This is a genomic window from Mesorhizobium sp. B2-3-11, from assembly GCF_006442215.1.
Classification (GTDB): domain Bacteria; phylum Pseudomonadota; class Alphaproteobacteria; order Rhizobiales; family Rhizobiaceae; genus Mesorhizobium; species Mesorhizobium salmacidum.
Genome location: NZ_VFVS01000009.1, coordinates 102,087 through 126,515, shown reverse-complemented (window position 1 = coordinate 126,515; position 24,429 = coordinate 102,087). Strand labels below are relative to the sequence as shown.

The 24,429-nt window shown below is 63.9% G+C and carries 26 protein-coding genes; 12 read left to right on the top strand and 14 right to left on the bottom strand.

What is annotated here, in order from left to right:
- Positions 1 to 48: 48 nt before the first annotated feature.
- The gene (locus FJ960_RS14670) at positions 49 to 1,368 is read right to left on the bottom strand and encodes a sugar ABC transporter substrate-binding protein (RefSeq protein WP_140714846.1); all 1,320 of its coding nucleotides are present in this window, start codon (positions 1,366 to 1,368) and stop codon (positions 49 to 51) included.
- 168 nt (positions 1,369 to 1,536) lie between these two features.
- On the opposite strand from FJ960_RS14670, the gene FJ960_RS14665 reads away from it, so the two are divergent.
- Both FJ960_RS14665 and FJ960_RS14660 read left to right on the top strand, forming a co-directional pair.
- Positions 1,537 to 2,322: an IclR family transcriptional regulator gene (locus FJ960_RS14665; RefSeq protein WP_140505741.1), complete on the top strand. Its 786-nt coding sequence runs from the start codon at positions 1,537 to 1,539 to the stop codon at positions 2,320 to 2,322.
- Positions 2,323 to 2,387: 65 nt separating this feature from the next.
- Positions 2,388 to 3,227, top strand: a complete 840-nt coding sequence (locus FJ960_RS14660; protein WP_140714844.1) for an amidohydrolase — start codon at positions 2,388 to 2,390, stop codon at positions 3,225 to 3,227.
- A gap of 12 nt (positions 3,228 to 3,239) precedes the next feature.
- Here FJ960_RS14660 and FJ960_RS14655 read toward each other — a convergent pair whose 3' ends face one another.
- The 6 genes from FJ960_RS14655 to FJ960_RS14630 form a co-directional block, all read right to left on the bottom strand.
- Positions 3,240 to 4,361, bottom strand: a complete 1,122-nt coding sequence (locus FJ960_RS14655; RefSeq protein ID WP_140714982.1) for a carbohydrate ABC transporter substrate-binding protein — start codon at positions 4,359 to 4,361, stop codon at positions 3,240 to 3,242.
- 14 nt (positions 4,362 to 4,375) lie between these two features.
- The gene (locus FJ960_RS14650; RefSeq protein WP_140714842.1) at positions 4,376 to 5,536 is read right to left on the bottom strand and encodes a CaiB/BaiF CoA-transferase family protein; all 1,161 of its coding nucleotides are present in this window, start codon (positions 5,534 to 5,536) and stop codon (positions 4,376 to 4,378) included.
- A gap of 2 nt (positions 5,537 to 5,538) precedes the next feature.
- Complete coding sequence (locus tag FJ960_RS14645; RefSeq protein WP_140714840.1) at positions 5,539 to 6,090, bottom strand: MaoC family dehydratase; 552 nt, start codon at positions 6,088 to 6,090, stop codon at positions 5,539 to 5,541.
- A 356-nt stretch (positions 6,091 to 6,446) separates the two neighbouring features.
- Positions 6,447 to 7,439 carry a Tim44 domain-containing protein gene (locus FJ960_RS14640; RefSeq protein WP_140714838.1) on the bottom strand — a complete coding sequence of 331 codons (993 nt, stop codon included), beginning with the start codon at positions 7,437 to 7,439 and terminating at the stop codon, positions 6,447 to 6,449.
- A gap of 75 nt (positions 7,440 to 7,514) precedes the next feature.
- Positions 7,515 to 7,814: a zf-TFIIB domain-containing protein gene (locus tag FJ960_RS14635; protein ID WP_027145106.1), complete on the bottom strand. Its 300-nt coding sequence runs from the start codon at positions 7,812 to 7,814 to the stop codon at positions 7,515 to 7,517.
- Positions 7,815 to 7,999: 185 nt separating this feature from the next.
- A complete protein-coding gene (locus FJ960_RS14630; protein WP_140714836.1) occupies positions 8,000 to 8,989 on the bottom strand; it encodes a zinc-dependent alcohol dehydrogenase family protein in 990 nt (329 codons plus the stop codon).
- Between the two features lie 102 nt (positions 8,990 to 9,091).
- Here FJ960_RS14630 and FJ960_RS14625 point away from each other — a divergent pair, with 102 nt between their 5' ends.
- Both FJ960_RS14625 and FJ960_RS14620 read left to right on the top strand, forming a co-directional pair.
- Positions 9,092 to 9,994 (top strand): LysR family transcriptional regulator, encoded by a 903-nt coding sequence (locus FJ960_RS14625; RefSeq protein WP_140714834.1) that lies wholly within the window; start codon positions 9,092 to 9,094, stop codon positions 9,992 to 9,994.
- A 94-nt stretch (positions 9,995 to 10,088) separates the two neighbouring features.
- Positions 10,089 to 11,735, top strand: a complete 1,647-nt coding sequence (locus FJ960_RS14620; RefSeq protein WP_140714832.1) for an acetolactate synthase large subunit — start codon at positions 10,089 to 10,091, stop codon at positions 11,733 to 11,735.
- A 13-nt stretch (positions 11,736 to 11,748) separates the two neighbouring features.
- Here FJ960_RS14620 and FJ960_RS14615 read toward each other — a convergent pair whose 3' ends face one another.
- On the bottom strand, positions 11,749 to 12,192 hold the full coding sequence (locus FJ960_RS14615) for a GNAT family N-acetyltransferase (protein ID WP_246672816.1): 444 nt from the start codon (positions 12,190 to 12,192) through the stop codon (positions 11,749 to 11,751).
- Positions 12,174 to 12,425, bottom strand: a complete 252-nt coding sequence (locus FJ960_RS29880) for a hypothetical protein (protein ID WP_246672814.1) — start codon at positions 12,423 to 12,425, stop codon at positions 12,174 to 12,176. Before FJ960_RS29880 ends, FJ960_RS14615 begins: the two co-directional genes overlap by 19 nt.
- 172 nt (positions 12,426 to 12,597) lie before the next feature.
- Here FJ960_RS29880 and FJ960_RS14610 point away from each other — a divergent pair, with 172 nt between their 5' ends.
- Genes FJ960_RS14610 through FJ960_RS14595 form a run of 4 tightly spaced genes read left to right on the top strand, consistent with a single transcriptional unit; the run spans position 12,598 to position 16,925 of the window.
- On the top strand, positions 12,598 to 13,899 hold the full coding sequence (locus tag FJ960_RS14610) for an ArgE/DapE family deacylase (RefSeq protein ID WP_181174243.1): 1,302 nt from the start codon (positions 12,598 to 12,600) through the stop codon (positions 13,897 to 13,899).
- Positions 13,896 to 14,954, top strand: a complete 1,059-nt coding sequence (locus tag FJ960_RS14605; protein WP_140714830.1) for a phosphotransferase — start codon at positions 13,896 to 13,898, stop codon at positions 14,952 to 14,954. The genes FJ960_RS14610 and FJ960_RS14605 overlap by 4 nt, the downstream gene beginning before the upstream one ends.
- A 5-nt stretch (positions 14,955 to 14,959) precedes the next feature.
- On the top strand, positions 14,960 to 16,252 hold the full coding sequence (locus tag FJ960_RS14600) for an aspartate aminotransferase family protein (RefSeq protein ID WP_140714828.1): 1,293 nt from the start codon (positions 14,960 to 14,962) through the stop codon (positions 16,250 to 16,252).
- A 16-nt stretch (positions 16,253 to 16,268) separates the two neighbouring features.
- The gene (locus FJ960_RS14595; RefSeq protein WP_140714826.1) at positions 16,269 to 16,925 is read left to right on the top strand and encodes a GntR family transcriptional regulator; all 657 of its coding nucleotides are present in this window, start codon (positions 16,269 to 16,271) and stop codon (positions 16,923 to 16,925) included.
- Positions 16,926 to 16,947: 22 nt separating this feature from the next.
- Here the strand turns inward: FJ960_RS14595 and FJ960_RS14590 are convergent, their stop codons facing one another.
- From FJ960_RS14590 to FJ960_RS14570, 5 genes are read right to left on the bottom strand one after another with little or no spacing between them, the layout of a single operon-like run.
- Entirely contained in the window at positions 16,948 to 18,252 is a 1,305-nt protein-coding gene (locus tag FJ960_RS14590) for an FAD-dependent oxidoreductase (RefSeq protein ID WP_140714825.1), read from the bottom strand.
- Positions 18,249 to 19,232, bottom strand: a complete 984-nt coding sequence (locus FJ960_RS14585; protein WP_181174242.1) for a branched-chain amino acid ABC transporter permease — start codon at positions 19,230 to 19,232, stop codon at positions 18,249 to 18,251. The genes FJ960_RS14590 and FJ960_RS14585 overlap by 4 nt, the downstream gene beginning before the upstream one ends.
- A complete protein-coding gene (locus FJ960_RS14580; protein WP_140714823.1) occupies positions 19,229 to 20,137 on the bottom strand; it encodes a branched-chain amino acid ABC transporter permease in 909 nt (302 codons plus the stop codon). Before FJ960_RS14580 ends, FJ960_RS14585 begins: the two co-directional genes overlap by 4 nt.
- The gene (locus FJ960_RS14575; RefSeq protein ID WP_140714821.1) at positions 20,134 to 20,880 is read right to left on the bottom strand and encodes an ABC transporter ATP-binding protein; all 747 of its coding nucleotides are present in this window, start codon (positions 20,878 to 20,880) and stop codon (positions 20,134 to 20,136) included. Before FJ960_RS14575 ends, FJ960_RS14580 begins: the two co-directional genes overlap by 4 nt.
- Positions 20,877 to 21,677 carry an ABC transporter ATP-binding protein gene (locus FJ960_RS14570; RefSeq protein WP_140714819.1) on the bottom strand — a complete coding sequence of 267 codons (801 nt, stop codon included), beginning with the start codon at positions 21,675 to 21,677 and terminating at the stop codon, positions 20,877 to 20,879. The genes FJ960_RS14575 and FJ960_RS14570 overlap by 4 nt, the downstream gene beginning before the upstream one ends.
- Before the next feature lie 126 nt (positions 21,678 to 21,803).
- Here FJ960_RS14570 and FJ960_RS14565 point away from each other — a divergent pair, with 126 nt between their 5' ends.
- From FJ960_RS14565 to FJ960_RS14550, 4 genes are read left to right on the top strand one after another with little or no spacing between them, the layout of a single operon-like run.
- A complete protein-coding gene (locus FJ960_RS14565) occupies positions 21,804 to 22,538 on the top strand; it encodes a GntR family transcriptional regulator (RefSeq protein WP_140714817.1) in 735 nt (244 codons plus the stop codon).
- Positions 22,535 to 23,026 carry a DUF3830 family protein gene (locus tag FJ960_RS14560; RefSeq protein WP_140714815.1) on the top strand — a complete coding sequence of 164 codons (492 nt, stop codon included), beginning with the start codon at positions 22,535 to 22,537 and terminating at the stop codon, positions 23,024 to 23,026. The genes FJ960_RS14565 and FJ960_RS14560 overlap by 4 nt, the downstream gene beginning before the upstream one ends.
- Positions 23,019 to 23,372, top strand: a complete 354-nt coding sequence (locus tag FJ960_RS14555) for a TIGR04076 family protein (protein ID WP_027145090.1) — start codon at positions 23,019 to 23,021, stop codon at positions 23,370 to 23,372. The genes FJ960_RS14560 and FJ960_RS14555 overlap by 8 nt, the downstream gene beginning before the upstream one ends.
- Entirely contained in the window at positions 23,369 to 24,424 is a 1,056-nt protein-coding gene (locus tag FJ960_RS14550) for an aldo/keto reductase (RefSeq protein WP_140714813.1), read from the top strand. Before FJ960_RS14555 ends, FJ960_RS14550 begins: the two co-directional genes overlap by 4 nt.
- Positions 24,425 to 24,429 lie beyond the last annotated feature (5 nt).

Genomic DNA, 24,429 nt, shown 5'->3' with positions numbered 1-24,429 from the left:
GATCGCCTCCCCCATTCACAGTGGGGGAGGCGGTCTTGAGAACAATGCTTAGAGTTTGCCGGCGTCCTGCAGGATCTGCGTCGCCTTGGCGGCGGCTTCATCCAGTGCCTGCTTGGAGGTCTTGTCGCCGAGGATAGCGGCCTGCAACTCGGGATAGACGGCGTTCGAGATCTCGATCCACTCAGGCGTCTGCGGCACGGCAAAGGCGTGCTTGGCTTCTTCCTGGAAAGCCGACAGAACCTCCTTCTTGTAAGGATCGTTCGCGGCCTGCTGCAGGTCCCAGTCCCAGACCGCGGTGCGCGTCGGCAGCGGGCCGGCGGCGGCCTCGAGCTTCTGGCTGTCCTCATTGGTCAGCCACCATACGAGCGACGCGGCTGCCTCCTTGTTCGGGCAATTCTCGGTCACCGAGAAACCATGGAAGCCCGACCAGCCGGTGCGTACGCCAGCGGAGCCCTTCGGCGCGACCTTGACGCCGACATTGCCGGCGACCTTCGACGACTTCGGATCGTTGAAGAATCCGGCCCAGCCCGGCCAGTCCAGATTGATGGCGACGGTGCCCGAGGCAAAGCCCTGGCCGAGATCGTCCCAGAGGTAGTTGGTGGTTCCGGCCGGCACGGCCTTGGCCTTGTAAAGGTTGACGAACCAGTCGAGCGCCCGGATGCCTGCCTCGGAATTGAAGACCGGCTTGCCGTCCTTGTCGAGATATTCGCCGCCCTCGGCGACCACCATTTCGTAGAAGCGGCCGTTGATCGCCTCTTCCTTGCCGGCGAACTGGGTGCCGTAGAAATTGGGTGGGTTGGCGAAGAACTCGGCCTGGTCGGTGACTTCCTTCCAGGTGTCCGGCGGCACCAGGTCGTAGCCGTATTTGGCCTTGAACTTGGTCTTGTTGTCGGCGTTTTCGTACAGGCTCTTCTGGTAGTAGAGCGCCGAAACGTCGAACTGCGCACGCGGCAGCATTTCCAGCTTGCCGTCGATGGTTGCCGCCTTGATCGTCGACGGCACGAAGCCGTCGATCTCCGACTTCGGCAGGAGCTTGCTGAGATCGGTGTAGAGGCCGGTGTACTGCGGCGCGAAGGAGGAATGGTTCCAGCCGACGCACCAGTTGGTGCTGCCCGAAGCGATGTCGGACTTGAGCTCCTTGTCGATATCGAAGCCGTTCTTCTTGGTCAGGATATTGACCTTGGCGCCGGTCGCCTTCTCCCACTCCGGGATGCGCTCGTAGAGCTTTTCATATTGCTGGCCGCCGATCAGCTTTACGTCGACGGTCACGCCTTCGAACTTGCCGGGCAGGTCGCTGGCAAGGGCAGCACCCGCGCCAAATGCGAGTGCCAATGCGCCGGCGGACACGCCGGAAAGCAGTCTGTTCATTGATATCCTCCCTTGGTGCGCCTCAGCGGCGACCGCAACTCGTCTGATGACAAGAAGTCATACATTCATATACAAACAAAACATTCATGGATACGTCAAGGCGAAATTTGTTTCCGCCAGCCACGTTCCTGCGTATATGAAGAGCTGAATTCACTGGAGGGACGAGCCATGGAAGACAGCGAAGACGAGCGCTACCGCGCGCCGGCGCTCGACAAGGGGCTCGACATCCTCGAACTGCTGGCTGGCGTCGATGGCGGCCTGACGCAGGCGGAAATCGCCAAGAAACTCGACCGCAGCCCCAATGAATTTTATCGCATGCTGGACCGGCTGGTGCGGCGTGGCTACGTCACGCGACTGGACGGCGACCGCTATTCGCTGACGCTCAAGCTGTTTGGCCTGGCACAATTGCACGCGCCGGTGCGGCGGCTGGTTTCCTATGCGACGCCGCTGATGCGCGAGTTGGCCGAGACCTCGCAGCAAGCCAACCAACTCGTTGTTTTTGACCGCGGTTCCGCTGTCGTGATCGGCCAGCAGGAGGCGCCGAACTACTGGGGCATTTCGATCCGTGTCGGCTCCCACATTAGCCTGTTCGATACCGGTTCAGGCCACGTCCTGCTCGCCTTCCGTTCGCCGGAAGAGCGGCAGATGATGATCTCGGAGCATGTCCGTAGCACCGACAAGACCGCGCAGCCGGCCGAGTTCTTCGCCCGTCTCGACCAGATTCGCGACCGCGGCTACGAGATGATGGCTTCCATGCAGACCGCAGGCGTCTTCAACCTCTCCGCCCCGGTGCGCGGTTCCGACGGCAAGGCCATCGCGGCGCTGTCGATCCCCTACATCACCGTGGTCAACGCGCCGTCCGCGCCCGATATCACCCGGACCATCGAGTTGTTGCTGGCAACCTGCGAAAAGCTGTCGCACCTAGCCGGGTCGGCCGTCGGTTCATCGGCATGAATTCTTATTTGAATGAAGAATTCCCCCGTGAGATGATCTGAGAAAGCCAGCGGAGGAGCATCGCCATGATCATCGACACCCATTTGCATCTCATCGATCGCTCGGTGCTGCGTTATCCCTGGCTTGCCGGTGAGCCGGCACTGAACCGCGATTTCTCCTATGAAGAATACGCCACAGAGGCAAAGCGTGTCGGCGTCGGCTGCGTGCTGCATATGGAGGTGGATGTCGACCCGGCCGATATCGAGGCGGAAACCACCCGTGTCGAGGGCCTGTCGCGGCAAGCAGGCAGCATGCTCGCCGGGGCGATTGCATCTTGCCGTCCCGAGGAGGCGGATTTCCCTGCCTATCTTGAACGCCAGCGGGCAAATCCCTTCGTCAAAGGCTTTCGCCGTGTCCTCCACGTCGTGCCGGACGATATTTCGGAAGGGGCATTGTTCCGTGACAACATTAAGCGGCTTGGCGGCACCGGCCTGACCTTCGACCTCGTCGTACTGACGCATCAGGTCCCCAAGGCGATGGCGCTCGCCGATCTGGCTCCCGATGTCCAGTTCGTGCTCGACCATTGCGGTGTCCCCGACATCAAGGGCAACGCTGAGCATCCCTGGCGTGAACACATGAGCGAGATCGCGCGGCGTCCGAACGTCATGGCCAAGGTCTCCGGGGTGGTCGCCTATGCGGACTCCGGCAGTTGGACGGTCGAGACACTCCGGCCTTACGTCGAACACACCATCAATTCATTCGGCTGGGACCGTGTTGTCTGGGGCAGCGATTGGCCGGTCTGTACGCTTGGTGGTGGTCTCTCGACCTGGGTGGCGGCGACACATGCGCTGCTTGCCGGCTGCAGCGTCTCGGAACGTGACAAGCTTTTGTCGGGTAACGCCCGCAAGCAGTGGCGGTTGAAGTAACGATCCAGTCCCTCAGGTGGCCGCCTGGATGCTGGCCCGGAACAGGCTGATGAGATCGGCGACGACCTGGCCGGCCGGGTCGCCGGAGGTCAGACCGGAATTGATGCGGTCGGACGCCGCCTGCTGGAACGCCATGTAGCCGTCATGGCGCGGCCGCATCCAGGCGTCCTCCAGCGTCGCGCGCGTGTCCCGATAGAAGTTGGCGGTCGCTTCATTGACCGTCTGGTCTTCCCAGGCAGCCGCATGGCCCGGCTGGCCGCCGGCGGCGGCATAGATGCCGCTCTGGACATCGCCGCTGGCGATCCAGTAGGCGAAGTCGATCGCGGCGTCCTTCGCCTTGGAAAAGGCCGAGACCGCAATGCCTGTGCCGCCGAGCGCCGAGCCGATCGGGCCATTGGAACCAATGACCGGGATGTCGGCAAAGGCCAGCCTGTTCGCGCGAAAACCCGACGCCGCATAAGAGACATAGCCATAGATCAGCGGCGCACAGACAATGCGGGAGCCGGCCTCGGCCATGCGCTCCGAAATGGCGATCGGGTCCATGTCGAAGCAGGTGGGGTCGACCAGCGCCGCGATCTCTCGCATCCTATCGAAGACTTCGCAGCCCATCTCGACGTCGATAAGATCGCCAGACGGATCGGTCGCGCAGGGATGCCCGAGATTGCCGGCCAGCGTGTAGAATGTCATCAGGCAATGCGGTGGCCGCAGTGGCAGCAACACGCCGCCCTGCCGGGCGACAGCGAGCATCTCGCTCCACGTCGCTGCCGGCGCATCGAGCGCGTCCGGCCGCCAGGCCTGCACCTGCGCCGCCGCGTCGATCGGAAACGCCCATTGCCGGCCCTGCCAGGTGTAACTCGGATAGGATTGGCCGACGCTGCCCGAGGCAAGCGCGGCGCGCTGCGCCTCGCGGCCGGTGACGTCGAGAGGCTCAAGACAGCGCTCCGCCGTGATCTGGCCGACATGCGGATGGTCGATGACGATCAAATCATAGGCGCGCGCCAGCTCCTCGACCGGATAGGATTCGAAATCCTGCAGCGAACGCTTGTCCCACTCGATCGGAATGCCGGTCTTCTGCTCCCACAGAGATGAACACGCGATCATCGGATCATAGCCGCGCGGGTGGCTCCAGGTCATGCCCTTGAGCGTGCTCACAGGCCGAATTCCTCGCGGATTTTCGTACTGTGCTCGCCGATGCGCGGCGCCGCGCGGTCAACCTTGGCTCTGATCCCATCAACCCTGAGCGGTGAACTGGTGGTCAGGATCGAGACGTCATCCTCACGCGTCACCGTCTGCAGCATGTCGAGCGACTGGAAACCCTGGCTTGCCAGCATCTCCGGCCAGTTCAACACCTTGGCGCACCAGATGTCGGCCGGCTCCAGGATTTCGAGCCATTCGTCGATGGTCTTGGTGGCGATCCTCTGGGCGATGATCGCCTTGATATCGTCGCGCGCGGTGAACCAGGATGCCGGCTTGTCGCAATAGGGGGCCAACTCCCTGAGCGACAAGAGTTCGGCGAGCTTGGGGATAGGCGTCATGGCGATGGCGAGATATCCGTCCTTGGCCGGATAGACGCCATAAGGCGCGGAGAGATAGGCATGCGCGCTGCGGAAACTTGAGCGCCTGGGCAGGCGACGACCGTCATTGAGATGCGTGGTCAGCACCTCGAACTGGAAGTCGACCAGCGCTTCCAAAAGGCTGGTCTCTATATGGCTTCCCTGACCGGTGATGCCGCGCCGCACCAGTGCTGCCAGGATGCCTTGCGCGCAGGCCGCACCCGCCAGCATGTCGCCGATGGCGAGCCCGAACGGCACCGGCCCCTGGTCTTCGTCGCCATTCAACCACATCACGCCGGAGCGCGATTGCGCCAGAAGATCCTGGCCCGGGCGCTTCACCCACGGACCCTCCTCGCCATAGCCGCTGATCGAGGCATAGACCAGGCGCGGGTTGATCTGGCGGACGGCCTCGTAGTCGAGGCCAAGGCGTTCGATGACGCCGGGCCGGAAATTCTGGATCAGCACATCGGCCTTGGCCAGCAGCCCGCGCAATACCTTGAGGTCCGCCTCCTTCTTCAAATCGATGGCGAGGCTTTCCTTGGCCCGGTTGATGGCATGGAAGATCGTCGAATCGCCGCCGATCTCGGTGTCGCTGAGATAAAGCCGGCGCGACAGATCGCCTCCGTCAGGACGCTCGACCTTGATGACGCGGGCGCCGAGATCGAGCAGCCTGAGCGAGCAGTACGGCCCAGACAGGAATTGGCTCATGTCGACGACGACGAGGCCGGCCAGCGGCAATTCGGCTGCTGCCGGCATGTCTATTTCTCCGTCTTGCCGACGAAATCGGCAGGGTTGCGGTACTTCACCGTCTGCAGATGCTCGCAATAGAGCACCAGCTCGCCTTCGCCCTTGAACACCTCATAGCTGGCGCGGATCAGCCCCATCTCCTTGTAGCGGGGCTTCTTGTCGAGGTTGGAACGGATCGAATAGATGGTATCGCCGATGAAGACGGGCTTTATGAAGCGGAGCTTGTCATAGCCGTAGGAGAAGGCGTTGACGCAGTTGGTGGCGACCAGCCCCAGCCCAGCCGAGAAGACGAACGCGCCGGCGATCAGCCGCTTGCCGAAAATGCCTTCGCTCTCGGCGAACATCTGGTCCTGCACGTAAGGGTGGACGTCGAGCACCAGCGTGTTGAAGAGATGGCTGTCGCCTTCCGCCATGGTGCGTCGCAACGAACGGATTCTCTGGCCAACCGGCCAGTCCTCGTAGAACCAGTTCTCGGCGTTCCACACCGGCAGGGCGGCATGATCGGCAGGCATATTCTTGGGGTACGTCGAGGCAACACCGACGGTGGGTGCGAAATCATTCATGGCTCAATCCACCGGTCTCGCGACAGCGCCCAGGTGATCATTCGAGCACGCATCGAAGCGCCTGATTGCACGATGTCTCCTCCTCGCCAATCTTCTTTTGTAAATACTATTTTCACATATGAGGCTATGTTGCAAGCGAGGACAGGCGAAATTTCGGCTGGTTTTGCGCGCGGAAGCGCGGGCAGGGCAGGAGCAAATCATGCGCGGTGCCTGGAATGGCCTGTCTGGTGTTTGTCGGCAGTCTGAACCGGGAGACGCCTTATTTTCACGGCGCCGGCGGTGCTGTCTCCGCCGTCGAGATCAGCACGCCGATGTGCGTCAAGATCGTGGCTTGATCGCCAATGAACTCGCCAGGCTCAAGCCTCCTGTATCGCCGAGAGCTTCCAGTTCGAGCCGTTCTGACGCGTGAACGTCCACAACTCGGTCGTCTCGGTGGGGTGGCCCTCGTCGCCCTCGACGACCTTGCCGCTCGCCCGTTCGCGCATCACGTCGCGCGACTCATAACGGAATGCGGCGGTGGCGTAGTCGCGGTCATCCTCGCGCCAGCTTTCCGCGATGTCGGCCTGCAGCAGGGTGACATCGGACACTTCGTTCCTGAGACCTTTCTGGGCATTGTCGGCCAGTTCTTCCGACAGATAGGACACCATCTCGGGCGTCACCGACCGGCGCAATGCGGCATGGTCCTCGCGGCCGAATGCTTCCTGGACCTCGGTCAACAACTGCTGGAAGGCATCGAGGTCGGTCTGGGCCAGCGTGATCTCCTCGGACCGGGTGGCCTCATAGCCTCCGCCCGAACCGCCGCCAAAGCCGGGAATGGTGAAGGAGCCTGCGGTTCCCGTCTCCTGCTGTGCCGTTGCGCGGTTCTCAAGCCGCGAAGCCTGGGCATTGTCCATGCCGGCGAGCGCGGGCGCGGGGCCACGCGCGGACTGCGACCGGAAGAAACTGATGGCCAGCATGATCGCGCCACCGATGAGCAGGGCCTGGAGCAGGAATCCGAACATGCCGGCGAGGCCGCCGAAACCTTGGCCCACGAGCAGTCCGATCAGGCCGCCGAGCAGCAGGCCGCGCATCATCATTCCGCCGAAGCCGCTCATGAAGCCGGGTCTCTGCGGGCCGGCCTGCGGCTGCCGGGCTGCATTGTTCACGCCGGCATTGGGTGTCATCGAACGCTCGACCGGCGCGGTCGGCGCCGGCGCGGTCCTGGTCGGCGGTGCCGATTGGAAGGTGCGCGCGCCACGACTGCCGAAGCTGCCGCCGCGCCGCGCCTCGGCATGATCGATCGCGACCATGGAGAAGGCGAGGAACAGGCCGGCAAAGAGGGTAGTGAATCGGCTTGTGCGGGAAATCATCTGATAGAACCTTATCGATGTCGTTTCGGAAAATTTCAGCAAGGCGCTGGCCCCGGGTCGCGGGCGTCATAAGGGTCAGTCGAACAGCTCTTCGAAGAATGACTTCTTTCGCTTCGGATAGCGTTGGCCATGCGAGCGGGAATAGTCGTCATCGCGGTCCCGGCTGTGTTGCGGCTGGGCAAATGGGGCGGGCTGCGCTTGCGGCGCGGGCGACGCATCCCTGCCGGAACGTTCGATGATCTTGTCGAGTTCGCCACGATCAAGCCAGACGCCGCGGCACTGCGGACAGTAGTCGATCTCGATCCCCTGGCGTTCGCTCATCACGAGGGCGACGCGGCAGGAGGGGCAGACCATACCGAGGAGAGATGATGTCATCAGGGGCTCCTAACCAGAAAGGAATGAGCCCGCTCGACCGAAAGGAATGAAAACGGGCCCGTTGAAGCGGTCCGACATCACGGTCGCCAGAAGCGACAGTCAGAGGGGCCCGGCCCGCATTCGGGATTTAGGAATGCGGGGCGGCCCCTTCAAGGGGCAATATTGCCGGCGAGAATGATTGCTGCTCAAACCGTGACGACGATCTTGCCGAACTGTTCGTTCGATTCAAGATAGCGATGCGCCTCGACGATCTGGTCGAATGGAAACGTTCTGTCGATGATCGGCCTCAGCGTGCCGTCCCCAAGCCCTTCGAGGATGAACGCCTTGGCAGCCTCCAACTTCTCAGAATTGCCGGTGATCTCGTGGACGAGATAGCCGCGCAACGTCAGCGTCTTGCCCAGTACCGCAGGCAACGGAAACGGCGTCGGGTCGCTGCTGAGGCCGCCATATTCGATCAGAATGCCGCCCTTCGACATGGCTGCGGTCAGCGGTTCGAAGATCGGGCCGCCGACTGCATCGAGCACGACGCGCACGCCATCCTGCCCAGCGATCCCACTCAGCCGCATGGCAAGATCTTCGTCGGCGAGGACCACGACTTCAGCCGCTCCGGCATCAAGCAGGGCCTGTCTTTCTGCGGATGTCCGCGTCACCGCGATCGCTGTCGCGCCAACCCTGTTGGCGATCTGGATCGCGGCAAGTCCGACGCTGCTCGAGGCCGCGGTGATGACAACGGCATCTCTACTGCTCAAGCTGGCGATGTCGATCATGGCGCCGTAGGCAGTGAGATACTGCATCCAAACCGCCGCCGCGGTTTGCCAGTCGAGGGACGGTGGGTGTTTGACGATGAGCCCGGCGGGGAAAGTGACAAGCTCACCGTAGGCCGGCCAGCGAACCATCGATTGCGGCGGGACGACACTGACCGCGTCGCCGGGCGCCAGCTCCGTCACGCCTTCGCCAATCGCCTCGATGACGCCTGCCGCTTCCAGCCCGAGCCCGGACGGGAGCACGGGTGTCTCGATATAGCTGCCGGCGCGCAGCAGCGCCTCGGCGCGGTTGAGGCCGAATGCCCTGACGCGGATTTGAACTTCACCCTGGCCCGGTGGGGGCAGGTCGACCTCCTCGATGCGCAGGACCTCGGGATCACCATGTTGGTGGAAGCGGACTACACGGGTCATTCGGCCAACTCCAAATTATCTGAACCGAATGAGCTATGACGCGAGGGCTTTCGACGATAAATGGCTGTTCTGGTTATGCACTAGAAACCAGGAGTTTCGAATATGGATAGGCTCGAGAGCATGGCCGTGTTCGTCAGGGCGGTTGATCTCGGCTCGTTCGCAGCGGCGGCCACTGCGCTCGATCTGTCTGGACCGATGGTCGGCAAGCATGTCCGATTTCTTGAGGACAGACTTGGCGTGCGTCTCATCAACCGGACCACGCGCCGGCGGAGCCTGACCGATTTCGGCCGCGCCTACTATGAGCGGTGCCGCCTGGTGCTGGCCGAGGCCGAGGCCGCCGACGCGCTCGCCGCCGACCAGCTCTCGGAACCGCGCGGAAAATTGCGCGTCACCATGCCTGCGCATTTCGGCCGCCACTGCGTGACCCCCGTATTGCTGCAACTGGCGCGGCGGTATCCGATGCTGGAGCTCGACCTCTCGCTCAGCGACCGCTTTGCCGATCTTGCCGAGGATGGCTACGACCTCGCCATACGGACCGGTGAGCTGGACGACAAGGCCGGCGTGATCGCGCGCCGTGTTGCACGCCAGGACATGGTCGTCTGTGCCGCGCCTTCCTATCTGGAAATTCATGGCGAACCACGGCGGATCGAAGATCTCGCCGATCATCAGGCGATTGTCTATCGCCGGCTCGGCATGATCGTTCAGCCCTGGCTGTTCGCGCGCGAAGGACAAGCCGCGCTCGAGGTCATCCCAAACGGCCGGCTGCGGCTCGACGATCTCGATGCCATCGCCGATGCCGCTGTCGGCGGCATGGGGCTGGCGTGGTTGCCTTACTGGCTGGCTCGCCAGCGCATCCAGGTCGGCGCGCTGGTCGAGTTGTTGCCGGACCAGCCACGCTATCCCTACGACTGTCATGCACTCTGGCTGCAGACGCCGCATCTGCCGCTCAAGGTCCGGCTGGCCGTCGACGCATTGGCGGCCGCCTTGCCGAAAATGATGGCGTGATTGCCAGCAGACGACTTGCGCTCTTTGAGGCGTCGCGTTCCGGTGCCATATGAAGATGGCTGATGGAATGCGCGCATCGCAGGAGAGACGGTTCATGACCAAGGGTTCGGATCTGTTCGTGGCGGCCCTCGAGAATGAAGGGGTCGATCGGATCTTCGGCATTCCGGGCGAAGAAAATCTCGACATCGTCGAATCCATCCGCCGCTCGTCGATCCAGCTGATCCTGACCCGCCACGAGCAGGCGGCCGCCTTCATGGCCGCCACCTATGGCAGGCTCACCGGCAAGGCAGGAGTGTGCATCACCACGCTCGGCCCCGGCGCGCTCAACCTGACGACCGGCTCGGCCTACGCGCTGCTCGGTGCGATGCCCATGATCATGATCACCGGCCAGAAGGGCATCCTGTCGTCCAGGCAGGCGCGCTTCCAGATCGTCGACATCGTTGCGGCGATGAAGCCACTGACCAAGCTGTCGCGCCAGATCGTCTCGCCGAAGATGATCCCGTCGCTGGTGCGCGAAGCCTTCCGCGTCGCACAGGAAGAGCGCCCCGGCCCCGTGCACCTGGAACTGCCGGAAGACATCGCGGCGGCGGAGTGCGAACCGATCGCGTTGGTGCCGACGCATCCGGTCGAGTTGCCCCTGGCCAGCGCTAGCGCGCTCGATCGCGCCGCCCGCATGATCCTCGAGGCCAAGCGCCCGCTGCTGATGTTCGGCGCCTCGGCGTCACGGCCGCGCGTGACCCCCGACGTCGCCCAGTTCGTGCTGCGCACGCAGATTCCCTATTTCACCACGCAGATGGGCAAGGGCACCGTGCCCGGCGGCACCGAGCTTTACATGGGAACGGCGGCGATTTCGGAGCGCGACTATGTCCATGAGGCCATCGAACAGGCCGATCTGATCATCACCATTGGCCACGACACGGTCGAGAAGCCGCCGTTCATCATGGGCGCGAAGGGACCGAAGGTTATTCATGTCGGCTACCAGTCGGCTGATGTCGAGCAGGTCTATTTCCCGCAAGCCGAGACCGTCGGCGACCTCGGCCCGTCGCTGGCGCTGCTGGCCGACCGCATCGAAGGCAAGATCCCCAACGCGCAGGCGCTGCTGCCGCTGCGCGAAGGCATTTTGAGCCGCATCGCCGCGCGCGCCACCGAAGACCGCTTCACGCCGCAGCGCATCGTGCACGACGTGCGCGCCGTGATGCCGGCCGACGGCATCCTCGCGCTGGACAACGGCATGTACAAGATCTGGTTCGCGCGCAACTACCGCACGCGCATGGCAAACACGCTGTTGCTCGACAACGCGCTGGCCACCATGGGCGCCGGGTTGCCGTCGGCGATGATGGCGGCGCTGCTCTATCCCCAGCGTCGTGTCATGGCCATCTGCGGCGATGGCGGCTTCATGATGAACAGCCAGGAACTGGAGACGGCTGTCAGGCTCAAGCTGAACCTCGTCGTCCTGCTGCTGGAAGACCATGCGTATGGCATGATCCGCTGGAAGCAGGCGGTCGACGAATTCCCGGATTTCGGCATGACCTTCGGCAATCCCGACTTCGTTAGATACGCCGAGGCCTATGGCGCCAAAGGGACCAGGGTTGACGCGATCGCCGAGTTGCGGCCGACGCTGGAACAGGCCTTCACCGGCGGCGGCGTGCATCTCGTCGTCGTACCCATCGACTATTCCGAAAACACCAGGGTGCTTGTCGACGAATTGCGCGAACGGCTGCCGTCGCCGCAGGCGACCTGACGGAGACGCTATCTCAGGGCTTGCCTGCTCGCCGCCGTGCGACGTTCTCGCTCTCGGCGCCCCGTTCCATATCGAGCAGCGGAATCTGCGGCGCCGCATCGCGCGGCAAGGTTCCCTTTATCCGGGGATCGTCGATGATCTCAAACCCGGTCGCGAAGGGCACGAACCCGCATGCGCCGTAGAAGCCGATGACGCTGTGATGATCGAAGCTGCTGGTGTGCAACCAGATGCGGCTCGGGTTCAGGCGCCAAGCCAGGTCGAGCGCGCCGGCCATCAGCCGCTTGCCGAAACCGCGGCCGGTCAGGGACGGGAACAGGCCGAAATAGGTGATCTCGATCTCGTTGCTGTCGGCAACGAAGAATTCGACCATGCCGATGTGGGCACCGGTTTCATCGTGGCCATAATAGAGGTGCTGACGCGGGTCGGCGAAGTGAGCCATTATCTCGGCGTCGGACATTTCGGACACGCGGTCCCACAGCCAGGGAGCGCCGATTCGAGGAAGATCGCCCGATACGAGGCGCAGTCGGGCGTCGTGATCCGTTTTATGGCGAGCGGCCGCGCCAGACCGAGCAGGGGAGCGCGCGCCTCCATCCAGGTCACCGCATTGGCGAGCTTGCCGGCCGGCAGGCGCCGGTAGCCGACGGTGAGATCGGTGATTTCAGCCGGCAATGTTCCTTCGGTGACCTGCATCTGTCCTCGATCTTCCGCCGCGCAGCCTTGCCGGCGCTTCAAGCTGATGCCAACTCTGCTGCCGCCTGCCAAGAGCTCCAGCGGCGGCCATGATTTTGGCCGCCTGCCTTCTTGCCTTTCCGGAGAATGGCATATGAGATATGATACATCATTTCTGGGAAGGCGGAATATCATGCCTGAGCAAATTGCGGATGAGGCCATCTTGCGGGCGGTCGACGATGGCTTTGACTGCCAGCTCGCTTTCCTGGCCGATCTCGTGCGCTTTCCCTCCCAACGCGGTGAGGAACATGCCGCGCAATCCTTCATGGCGGCTGCCTATGAAGCCAATGGCTATGCGGTCGACATGTGGCGTGTCGATGTCGATGCGATTCGCGACCTGCCTGGCTTCTCACCCGTGGCGGTGTCCTACGATGACGCCTTCAACGTGGTCGCCACCCACACGCCGAGAAACGCCACCGGCCGCTCGCTGATCCTGAACGGTCATATCGATGTGGTGCCGACGGGACCGCTCGATCGCTGGGTGCGCGACCCCTACGATCCCGCGATCGAGGACGGCTGGATGCATGGCCGCGGCGCCGGCGACATGAAGGCCGGCCTGTCGGCTTGTCTCTATGCCCTGGCCGCCTTGCGGGGCCTCGGCTATCAGCCGGCTGCGAAAGTATTCCTGCAGTCGGTCGTCGAGGAGGAGTGCACCGGCAACGGCGCGCTTGCTTGCCTGCAGCGCGGCTACCGCGCCGACGCCGCTTTCATTCCTGAACCGCTGGAGCCAAGGCTGATGCGGGCGCAGGTCGGGCCGATCTGGTTCAGGGTCGAGGTCGACGGCGATCCGCAGCACGCGTCGGGCGCTTTCTCGGCCGGCGCCAATGCCATCGAGAAGGCCTTCCTCATCATACAGGCTCTAAAGCAGCTCGAAATCGTCTGGAACGCGAGAAAAGTCGATGACAAGCATTTCTGCGATCACCCGCACCCGATCCGCTTCAACCTCGGCAAGATCGAGGGCGGCGAATGGACATCGAGCGTTCCGGCGCGCTGTGTCTTCGAGATGCGTGTCGCGACCTATCCCGGCCAGAAGCTGGAGGACGCCAGAGCCGAACTCGAGGCCTGCATCGCCGATGCGGCGCGCGCCGATCCGTTCTTGGCCAATCGCCCGCCCAGGATGACCTATAACGGCTTCATGGCCGAGGGCTATGTGCTGGAAGGTGCCGACGAGATGGAAGCCGTGCTGCGGCGCAGCCATACCGCCGTGTGGGGCGAGCCGCTGACGGAGCATGTCACCTCGGCCACCACCGATGCGCGCTTCTTCGGCCTCTATGCCGACACGCCGGCGATCGTCTACGGCCCGATCTGCCGCATGCCGCATGGCTATGACGAGGCCGTCGATCTCGACTCCGTCCGCAAGGTCACCCAGACCATCGCGCTCTTCATCGCCGACTGGTGTGGCCTTGAGCCCATCGATCCCGAGGTCAGGCTATGAACGCGGCCGTATCGGATGCCTTCGGCGAGACGCTCGCCGAAGATGCGCCTGACGTTTCGATCGCCGACGCGTTGGCCCTATTGCGCCGCCACTACGGAATTATCGGCAGCGCGCGTGCGTTGCCAGGCGAACGCGACCACAATTTCCATATCCAGACCGAAGGCGAGGGCGAGTTCGTCCTGAAGGTCTCGCATCCGGCGGAAGAGGCCGGCTTCACCGATTTCCAGAACAAGGCGCTCGACCATATTCTGACAGTCGACCCGGCCTTGCCGGTTCCCTCGGTGCGCAAGAGCCTTGAAGGCGAAGCGCAGTTTATGGTCAGCGTCGGCGGATCGGCGCCGCGCATCGTCCGGCTGGTCACCTATCTGCCCGGCCAGTTGCTTTCGCGCTCGCCCACGTCGGCGGCGCAGGATCGCAATCTCGGCATCTTCCTCGCCCGGCTTGGCCGGGCACTGCGCGGCTTCTTCCATCCGGCTGCCGGCAGCGACCTTTTGTGGGACATCCGCAAGGTCGCCAAGACACGGCCCATGCTGGCGCATATCACCGACGCCGGCCATCGCGCCATGGTCGAGCGTGTCATCGACGCTTTTGAAGAACATGCAGCGCCGCTCATCCCCGGGCTGCGCGCGCAGATCGTCCACAACGACATGAACTCCTACAATGTGGTGATGGATGCCTCGCGGCCGGAAATGGTCAGCGGCATCCTCGATTTCGGCGACATGATCCACTCGCCGCTGATCTGCGATCTCGCCATCGGTGCCGTCTATCGTTGGCCGGCTGAAGGCCATCCGCTGGCGCCTGCGGCACGCTTCGTCGCCGGTTACCAGTCCGTGCAGCCGCTCGAGATTGAAGAGCTTGGCATCCTCTTCCACCTCATTCGTGCCCGCCTCGCACTCATCGCCAATATAGCCAGCTGGCAGGCCGAGCGGTTTCCGGCCAAACGTGACTATGTCCTGCGCCTCATCACCGAGGTCTGGGCCTCGCTCGAACGGCTGGACGGTCTCTCATCCGCTGAAGCCCGCCGCTATTTTCTCGACCATTCCAAGCCGGAGTAGATGCCGTGTCCCAGCCCTCGCCCGCAAGTGTTTCTGCCGATGCCGAGCGCGCGCTGCTCGAACGCCGCGCCAGGTTGCTCGGGCCGACCTATCGCGCCTTCTACCGCAACCCGATCCATCTGGTGCGTGGCAGCGGTGTCTGGCTCTACGATGCGCAGGGCCGAAAATTCCTCGATGCCTACAACAACGTCGTCTCGGTCGGACACTGCCATCCGCGCGTCGTCGAGGCATTGTCGGCGCAGGCAGCCACGCTCAACACGCACACGCGTTATCTCAGCGAGATCATCCTCGACTACGCGGAAGAGCTTCTCGGCACGCTTCCGTCCCATCTCGGCCACGCCATGTTCACCTGCACCGGCAGCGAGGCCAACGACCTCGCCATCCGTATCGCCCAGCATTCGAGCGGCGGCACCGGCGTGATCATCACCGACTTCGCCTATCACGGCGCCACCATCGCCACCGCGCAGCTGTCGCCGGCGGCGGTCGGCGCCAAGGGCGTACCCGCGCATCATCGAGCCGTGGCAGCGCCGGACACGTTCCGCGACGGCGGCCGCGCCGCGCGTGATTTCGCCAGGAATGTCGCCGCCGCCATTGACGATATGCGCGCGCAAAACATCCGCCCGGCGGCGCTGCTGCTCGATTCGGCCTTTTCCAGCGATGGCATTTTCTTCCCCGATGGTTCTGTCATCCGCGAGGCGGCCGATCACGTCAGGAAAGCCGGCGGCATCGTCATTGCCGACGAGGTCCAGTCCGGTTTCGGCCGGCTTGGCCAGGGCATGTGGGGCTTCGCCAATTATGGCCTCGAGCCTGATATCGTCACGTTGGGCAAGCCGATCGGCGACGGGCATCCGATGGGTGCGGTGATCGTGCGGCCGCAGCTGGTGAGCTCGTTCGGTTCGCACACCGGCTACTTCAACACCTTCGGTGGCAATCCGGTCGCGGCCGCCGTCGGCATCGCCGTGCTCGAGGTGATCGAGGGCGAGGGGCTGATCGAGAACGCGCGGACAGTCGGTGCCTATACGAGGAACCTGCTTCGCGCCTTGCAAAGCCGGCACGGCATGGTCGCCGATGTCAGGCATAATGGCCTCTATTTCGGCGTCGAGCTGACGGCGGAGGATGGGGCCACTGCCGCTGCCAAGACCTCTTCCGTCGTCGAAGCCATGCGCGAGGACGGCGTGCTGATTTCGTCCTGTGGCCCACGCGGCAATGTGCTGAAGATCAGGCCGCCGCTGCCCTTTTCCAGGGACAATGCCGAGCAACTGGCCGAGACGCTCGATCGCGCGCTGTCGAAATGGTGAGCCGAGCGGTCCGCGCATGTTGAAGCTCGAGCATCAAACCCTCAATGACCGCGCCTACGGCGCGCTCAAGCAGGAATTGATTTCAGGTGGTTTCAGCCCGGGCCAGACACTGGTCATCCGCAAGCTCGCCGAAACCTTTGGCATTTCGACCACACCGATCCGCGAGGCGCTGCAAAGGCTGGTTGCCGAGCGGCTTCTGGAAATGCAGAACAACCGCTCGATCATCGTGCCGTTGCTCTCCGCGCCCGCTTTCGCGGAACTGACGCTTATCCGCATCGCCATCGAGGGGCTGGCGGGCGAGATGGCTACGTCACGGATGACTGAAAGCGGGCTGGCCGACATACAAGCCGCGCTCGCCGGCATGCAGCGGGCCGTCGAGGCGCAGGACGCCACGACCTATCTTTCCCTGAACGAAGCCTTCCATTTCGCTATCTATGAGCATGCCGGCGCGCCCATCCTCTTGAACATGATCCGCGATCTCTGGGGGCGCGTCGGTCCCTATCTCAAGCTCCTGATGCGGGATGACCGCTACATTCCGCAGTCCAATGACGCACACCGCGCGATCGTCGCCGCGCTGGAACAGCGCAACGGTCCAGCCGTTCGGGCTTCCCTCGAGCAGGACATTGTCGCGGCGGCCGCTATCCTCTCCGAAAACCTTTGCACGGCGGACTGATCGCACGGCAGGCTCGGTCGGCCTATGCCGTCTCGTCCATCCGGTCGCGCAGCATGCTCCAGCCAAGCAGCATGTTGGGTGCGTGCCTCAGCAGGGCATGGAACGGGATCGGCGCCGGCGGTGCAAAGGGCAGCGGCAAATCACGCGCGTCGGTTCCAGCGGCCCAGTCGGCTAGCACCTTGCCCATCGCCGTGGTCATGGCGATGCCGCGTCCATTGCAGGCGCGGCCGGCAATCAGCCCCGGGCCGAGATCCAGGAGGTGCGGCAGGAAATCCGGTTCGACTGCCGCGATTCCCGACCAGCTGTAGGCAAGCGGCGGCAAATCGGGCAGGTCGAGGTGGCTGGCAAGCCGCCGCAAGATTGTTTGCGGCACGCGCGCATCGGCGCCAGTGCCAAGAATATGCATGCCGCCGCTGATCAGCCGGTTATCGGCGTCGAAGCGAAAGGTGAAGAGATTGCGCCTGGTATCGCCGACGCCTTGCCCCCCGGGAAGCAGTCGCGTGCGGATTTCGAGCGGTAGCGGCGCGGTCGCGATCTGGAAAACCTTCAGCGGAATATAGGTTCGCCGCAGCAACGGACTGAGCGACCCGCCATAGGCGTTGGTGGCGATCAATACCTTGGCCGCGCGCACCAAGCCCAACCCTGTTTTAAGCACCCAGCCATCGGCCCCGCGATCGATCGAGGTGACCGGCGTGTGTTCGAAAATGTTCGCGCCAGTCTTCTCCGCCGCATCGGCCAGTCCGCGCGCATAGGCGACCGGATTGAGCACGCCGCCGGAACGATCCATCCAGGCACCGACATAGCCGCGCGCGCCGGTCAGCGCTTCGACCTCCTGCCGATCCAGGGTGACGGCAGGCCGTCCGCGCCGCGCCCATTGGTCCGCACGTGATTTGGCCTTCTGCAAGGCGCCGGGCGAGTGCGCCGGCTGGATCCATCCGTTCTGCACAGCGTGGCAGTCGATGCCGTGCCGCCGGATCAGGCCGAAAACGAGGTCGGCACTGCCGGCGGCGAAATTGATGAGGCGTTCACCGCGCTCGGGGCCGAGATGCGCAAGGATGTTGTCCGGATCCATCCTGGCGAAGTTCGGCACGACGAAACCGGCGTTCCTGCCGGTCGCGCCCCAGGCGATGATCTCGGCTTCGAGCACAGCGACGGAGATGCCTTTTTCAGCGGCGTGCAGCGCGGTCGACAGACCGGAAAATCCACCGCCGACGATGGCCAGATCGACATCGAGCCTCCCTTGTAGCGTCGGCCGTTCCCGGCGATCGCGGTTGATCGCATACCAGAGCGAAGTGCCATTCGCACCCAGCCGGACCGGAGCATTCATGAGCCGGAACTGCTTTTGTCCGTAGCGATCCGCTTACGCTTGCCAAAGCGCGGCCGCCTCGGCCTGTCGCCGAACAATCCGTTCGGCCGGATCAGCAGGATCACACAAAGCATGACGCCGATGGCGACGATCTGCAGCGAGGCAGCGCGTGCCTGCTGCTCGGGCGGGAAGAACACGCTGGTCAGCGTGCCCGATCCCGCCCATATCCCCCAGACCAGGACACTGCCGATGACGGCGCCAAGATTGCTGCCCGAGCCGCCGACGATCAGCATCACCCAGACCTGAAAGGTGAGGATCGGCAGATAATTGTCTGGCGCGATGAAGCCGGTGAAGTGCGCCTGCAGCGCGCCGGCCAGCGCCATTATGGCGCCGCCGACGGCAAACGCCTGGACGCGATAGAAGCGCGCGCTCTTGCCGAGTGAAATCGCCGCCCGCTCGTCCTCCCGCAGCGCCTTCAGCACGCGACCCCACGGGCTTCGCGATAAATGCACCAAAGCGAGATAGGCAATCAGCGTCACGGCACAAACGACAGCAAGGTTCGACAGGTTGAACAGCAGCGGCGTTTCGGCCAGGCCGCCGAAGGGACGCGGGATGAAGCCAATGCCGAACGGTCCGCCGGTCAGCTTCTGCGCGTTGAGCGCGACCAGCTGTACGACGACGGCCACGCCGAAGGTGGTGATCGCCAGATAGTCGGATCTAAGACGCAGCGTCGCCATGCCGGTAAGCGCGGCGGCAATGCCGCCGACGATCATGGCGCCCGCCCAGCCGGCGAGGATGGGCAGGCCGAAGCCGCCGAGGCGCGCGGGATCGTCCGGTGTCGTCAGCAGTGCCGAGGTGTAGGCGCCGATGGCGACAAAACCGGCGAGGCCGACATTGAACAGGCCGGTCAGGCCCCATTGCAGGTTGAGTCCCAGCGTGACCAGCGAGAAGATCAGCGCCGTGGTCAGGAAGAACGCGCCGTAGCCGATGAGATCGATCATCTTTCCCGAACTCCGAAAAGGCCGATCGGCCGCACGAACAGCACCGCCATCAGGATGATGAAGGAGACGGCGGCCCGCCATTCGGCGCCAATCAGTTGCACCGCGCCGGCTTCGGCGAGCCCGATGATCAGGCCGCCGAGCACCGCGCCTGGGATGCTGCCGATGCCGCCGAGGATAGCGGCGGCGAACATGGGCAGCAGCATGTCGAAGCCCATGAACGGGCGGATCTGCACCAGAATGCCGATCATCACGCCAGCCACGCAGGCGAGCGCGCCGCCGATGATCCAGGTGACGCGCACCACCTTGGCGACGTCGATGCCGACGATGCGGGCCAGTGCCGCGTTCTGGCTCAAGGCCTGCATCGAGCGGCCGGTCTGCGTACGCGTCATCAACAGATGCACGCCGAGCACGAGCACGGCGGTCAGCAGCAACAGGCCGATCTGGTCGGGCGTGATGCGGATGCCGAAGCCGACCGGCATGGCGATCTGGATCGCCCGGCTGAAATAGGTCGGCCGTGAGGTGAAGGTGAATTCGAGCAGGCTGCGCAGCGCCATCGAGGCGCCGAAACTCGCCATCACAACGATGATCGCCTGGCCTTGCGAGCGCAGCCGCGAAAACAGGACCTTGTCGAGCAGCAGCGCCAGCAAGGCGGTGAAGGCCATGCCGATGACCAATGCAACAAGGAGCGGCCAGCCGAAGGACAGCGGCCCGATCGGCGCTACCTTGCCGAATATCGCACCGATGGCACTGACCATGGCCAGCGTCGCATAGCTGCCCCAGGCCATGAAGTCGCCATGCGCGAAGTTCGAGAAGCGCAGGATCGAATAGGTGAGCGTGACGCCGATGGCGCCGAGGCCGATCATCGAGCCGGTCAGCAGTCCGTCGACGATGAATTGCAGGCTCATGCCGCGCCTCCCTGCTGATGCTGGGGGCGCTGGCCAAGATAGAGCTCGGCCACGACAGGATCATTCCACAATTCGGAGGCGATGCCCTCGTGCCGGTCCTTGCCCTCGACCAGCACATAGGCGCGGTCGCCAATGGCAAGCGCTGCCTTGGCGTTTTGCTCGACCAAAAGAATAGTAACGCCGGATTTGCGGATGCCGGCCAGCATCTCGAATACCATCGCGACGAATTTCGGCGACAGGCCAGCCGACGGCTCGTCCAGCACCAGCACCTTGGGATGGATGATCAGCGCCCGCGCCACGGCAAGCATCTGCCGCTGTCCCCCGGACAGATTGCCGGCGGCGGTGCGCCGCTGGCGGACGAGGTCGGGGAAGACGGCGTACATTTCCTCGATGCGGACAGGGACTTCGCGCCGCTCGAGAATGCCGCAGGCAACCCTGAGATTGTCCTCCACCGACATCAGCGGAAAGATGTTCTCGGTCTGCGGCACGAAGGCAAGGCCAAGCCGCACCATGGTGTGGGCGGGCGCGGCGGTGATGTCCCTGCCGTCCAGCAGCACCGTGCCGCCGGTGATCGGGACAAGGCCGGCGATTGCCTTGATGAAGCTCGACTTTCCGGCGCCATTGGGGCCGAGCACGACGACGATCTCGCCTCTGCCGACGGTGATGGAGGCGCCGCGCACGATCGGTACGCCGGGTTCATAACCGGCTTCGAGATCGCGGACATCGAGGACGGTCTCGCTCATGCGGTACCTCCGAGATAGGCCTCGATGACGCGCGGGTCTCGGGCGACTTCTTCCGCGGTGCCTTCGCTCAGCAACTGGCCGCTCGCCATGACCAGGACGCGATGGCAGAGCCGCGTCACCATGTCGATATTGTGCTCGATCAGCAGGAAGGTGATGCCGCGCGCGTTGATGTCGCGGATGCGGTCGATGATGACTTCGAGCAGCGTCGCGTTGACGCCGGCCGCGGGTTCGTCGAGCAGGATGATCGCCGGATCGGCCATCATCACCCGGGCGAGTTCGAGCAGCTTGCGCTGGCCACCGGAAAGCACGCGCGCCGGCTCATGCGCGAGATGGCTGAGGGTGACGAGTTCTAGCAGTTCGAGCGCCTTTGTCCGGGCAGCTCTTTCCTGCGCCGCCACCCGCCACGGCGTGATGAAGTTGGCGAGCAGCCTTTCGCCGGCCTGGCCCTGTGCCGCCAGCATGATGTTTTCGATCAGCGTCAGATTGGGCAGCGGGCGGGGGATCTGGAAGGTGCGGCCAAGGCCACGGCCGATGCGCAGGTGAGCGGCTTCGCCCGAGACGCGCGTGCCGTCGAGAAGGATATCGCCGCTGGTGGGCAGGATGCTGCCGGCCAGCAGATCGAACATCGTCGTCTTGCCGGCGCCGTTGGGTCCGATCAGGCCAAGGATTTCGCCCGCTTTGACATCGAATGAGACATCATTGACGGCGACAAGGCCGCCGAACCGCCTGACGACGTGGCTTGCCGTCAGAACCGGCGGACGGGTCTCCTTCCCCTGCCTTTCCGCTGCCTCGCTCATCAAACCCTCTGGCCGAAGACGGTCGTCGCCGTCTCCTGATTATGATTTGTGATCACACTTGCTTTGATCACGCTATTCGGCTTTAATTTCATCCGCAAGCCGAAAACCCGCCGAGAACGGAATTCCATGCAAAAGGCTGCCATCGAAAAAAACAACGAGGCGATTGCGGCCCAACTCGCGCCGGTCGGTCGCGAAACGGTGCAGGATCGCGTCTATTCCGAGCTGCGTCGGGCCTTGATCGGCGGTCTGTTCGAGCCGAGCCAGGTGCTGACGATCCGCGGTCTGGCCGATGCGCTGGTCACCTCGACCATGCCGGTGCGCGAGGCGCTTGGTCGGCTGATCACGGAAAAGGCGCTGGAGGCGCTGCCCAACCGTTCGGTGCGGGTACCGCCAATCACGCTGGAACGTCTCGACGATCTTTTGCGGGCCCGCATGCTGATCGAGGGCGAGGCGATCGCGCTGGCCGCCACTCGCATGGGGCCGCGCCAGATCACCACCATCGAAACCATTCTCGGCGAATGGGACGAGATGCGGGCGCTGAAACACAAGAAGGATGTCGACCGCGAAGTGACGCTCAACCAGAGCTTTCACTTCGAGATCTACCGCTCCTGCGGCTCGGCCGTGCTGATCCCGATGATCGAGAGCCTGTGGCTGCAATCAGGTCCTTGCATCCGCGTCGCCATCTACGCCTTCTCGGAAGCCGGCGAGGTCGACACCGCCCAGTATCACCGCCGCATCGTTGAGGCGCTGGCCACGCAGGACGCACGCGCGGCGCGCGAAGCGCTTGTCGCCGACATCAGCCGGCCCTTCACCTTCCTACGCAGCAAACTGCAATCCGCCGCCGCGAAAGGCCAGATATGACCTCCATCAGGATCAGCGAGCCGCGCTCGAAGCTTTCCATCACGGCGCTGCTGTTGCCGGGGAAGGCGCCGGAAAACGCTGCCTTTCTCTCGGCCTATCTCGCCACGCCACGTGTCGTCCCCGCCATTCACGCCATGTGGACGGGACCTGAGATTTCCTGCCCCGTTCCATCAGCCGATCTCGAGGGGCGGGCCTATGCCCAACCGCTGCCGGCCGAGAACGCGACGCTGACGCCGCAGCCGGGCGACATCGTGTTGTCCTACGTTCCGCCGCGCATGTGGGGCGGCAATCCCAATGCCATCTTCGACATCGGCCTGTTCTACGGGCAGGGCGCGCGTCTGCTGTTCCCGATCGGCTGGCTGGCCGGAAGCGTGGTGGCGCAGGTATCTTCTGGGGAGCGCGATCAGTTCGCCGCCGCCTGTGGGATAATCCGGCGCAACGGCGCCTGCGATATCACCTTCAGCCTGGTGGAGACCTCAAATGGCTGACGACAGTTTCGAGCTCTTCGATCTCCGCGTCGAGGCGGTTATCCCGCAGGGCAAGCCGATCTATTGCGGCGCCAAGGCCGGCGACTATTTCGAACTCAAGGGCGAGATGCTGTCGATGCCGGCGGGGCAGGGCTTCTCGATCTATTCGATCTCGGCGGTGCTGCCGCTGCTGGCGGCGAAGCAGCGCGCGACCCACCCGAATGACTGGATGACCTCGGACGCCGAGATCGCCTGTCCCGATCCCAACTGCGCCAGCCGGCTAAGGATCGTCAGGACCGGTAAGCGGCGGTTCAGCCATGCCGAAACCACGGCCGTGCCGCTGCCGAAGGAGAATGACCTGACATGACCGCCAAGGCCTTCGAGCTCAGCCCCGGCTATACCGTTTCGCGTGTCATACGAGGTGGCTGGCAACTGGCCGGCGGCCATGGCGCCATCGATCGTAGCCAAGCCGTGACCGACCTCATCGCCACCTTCGACGCCGGCATCTGGACCTATGACTGCGCCGATATCTACACCGGCGTCGAGGAGCTGATCGGCGCCGCGCGCCTGCGGCTGGCCAATGAGCGCGGCCTCGATGCAGCGGCCAAAATGAAGGTGCACACCAAACTGGTGCCCGATCTCGAACGGCTCGCTACGATCAGCCGTGACTACATCAGGGGCATCGTCGACCAGTCGCTTCGCAGGCTGAAGACCGAGCTGCTCGACCTCGTGCAGTTCCATTGGTGGGATTATGCGCAGCCGCGCTATGTCGAGGCGATGGGTTGGCTCAACGAGCTTCGGCTCGAGGGCAAGCTGCGCAATCTCGGTACCACCAATTTCGACACGCCCCGGCTTGCCGAAATCCTGGCAGCCGGCATACCGCTGGTTAGCCAGCAGCTGCAATATTCGGTGCTCGATCAGCGCCCGGCGCACAGCCTCGCCGCACTTGCACAGGAAAACGGCGTGAGCTTCCTCTGCTACGGTTCGGTGGCCGGCGGCTTCCTCAGCGACAGATGGCTCGATGTCGCCGAACCCGCCGTGCCGCTCGAAAACCGCTCGCTGGTCAAATACAAGCTGATCATCGACGATTTCGGCGGCTGGGACCTGTTCCAGCAACTGCTTCGCGCATTGAAGGCGGTCGGCGACCGCCACGCCGTCGACATTGCCACGATCGCCAGCGCCTGGGTGCTGGAGCAGCCGCAAGTGGCGGCGGTCATCGTCGGTGCCCGCAACCAGGCGCATGCGCTGGCCAACGCCAGAATCATGGATGTCGTACTCGACGCCGATGACCGTGCGCGGATTGCCGCCGCCATAGCGCGGGGCAACGGTCTTGAGGGAGACGTCTACACGCTGGAGCGCGACCGGCACGGCCGCCATGGCTCGATCATGCACTACAATCTCAACGCGGGCCGGATATGAAAACC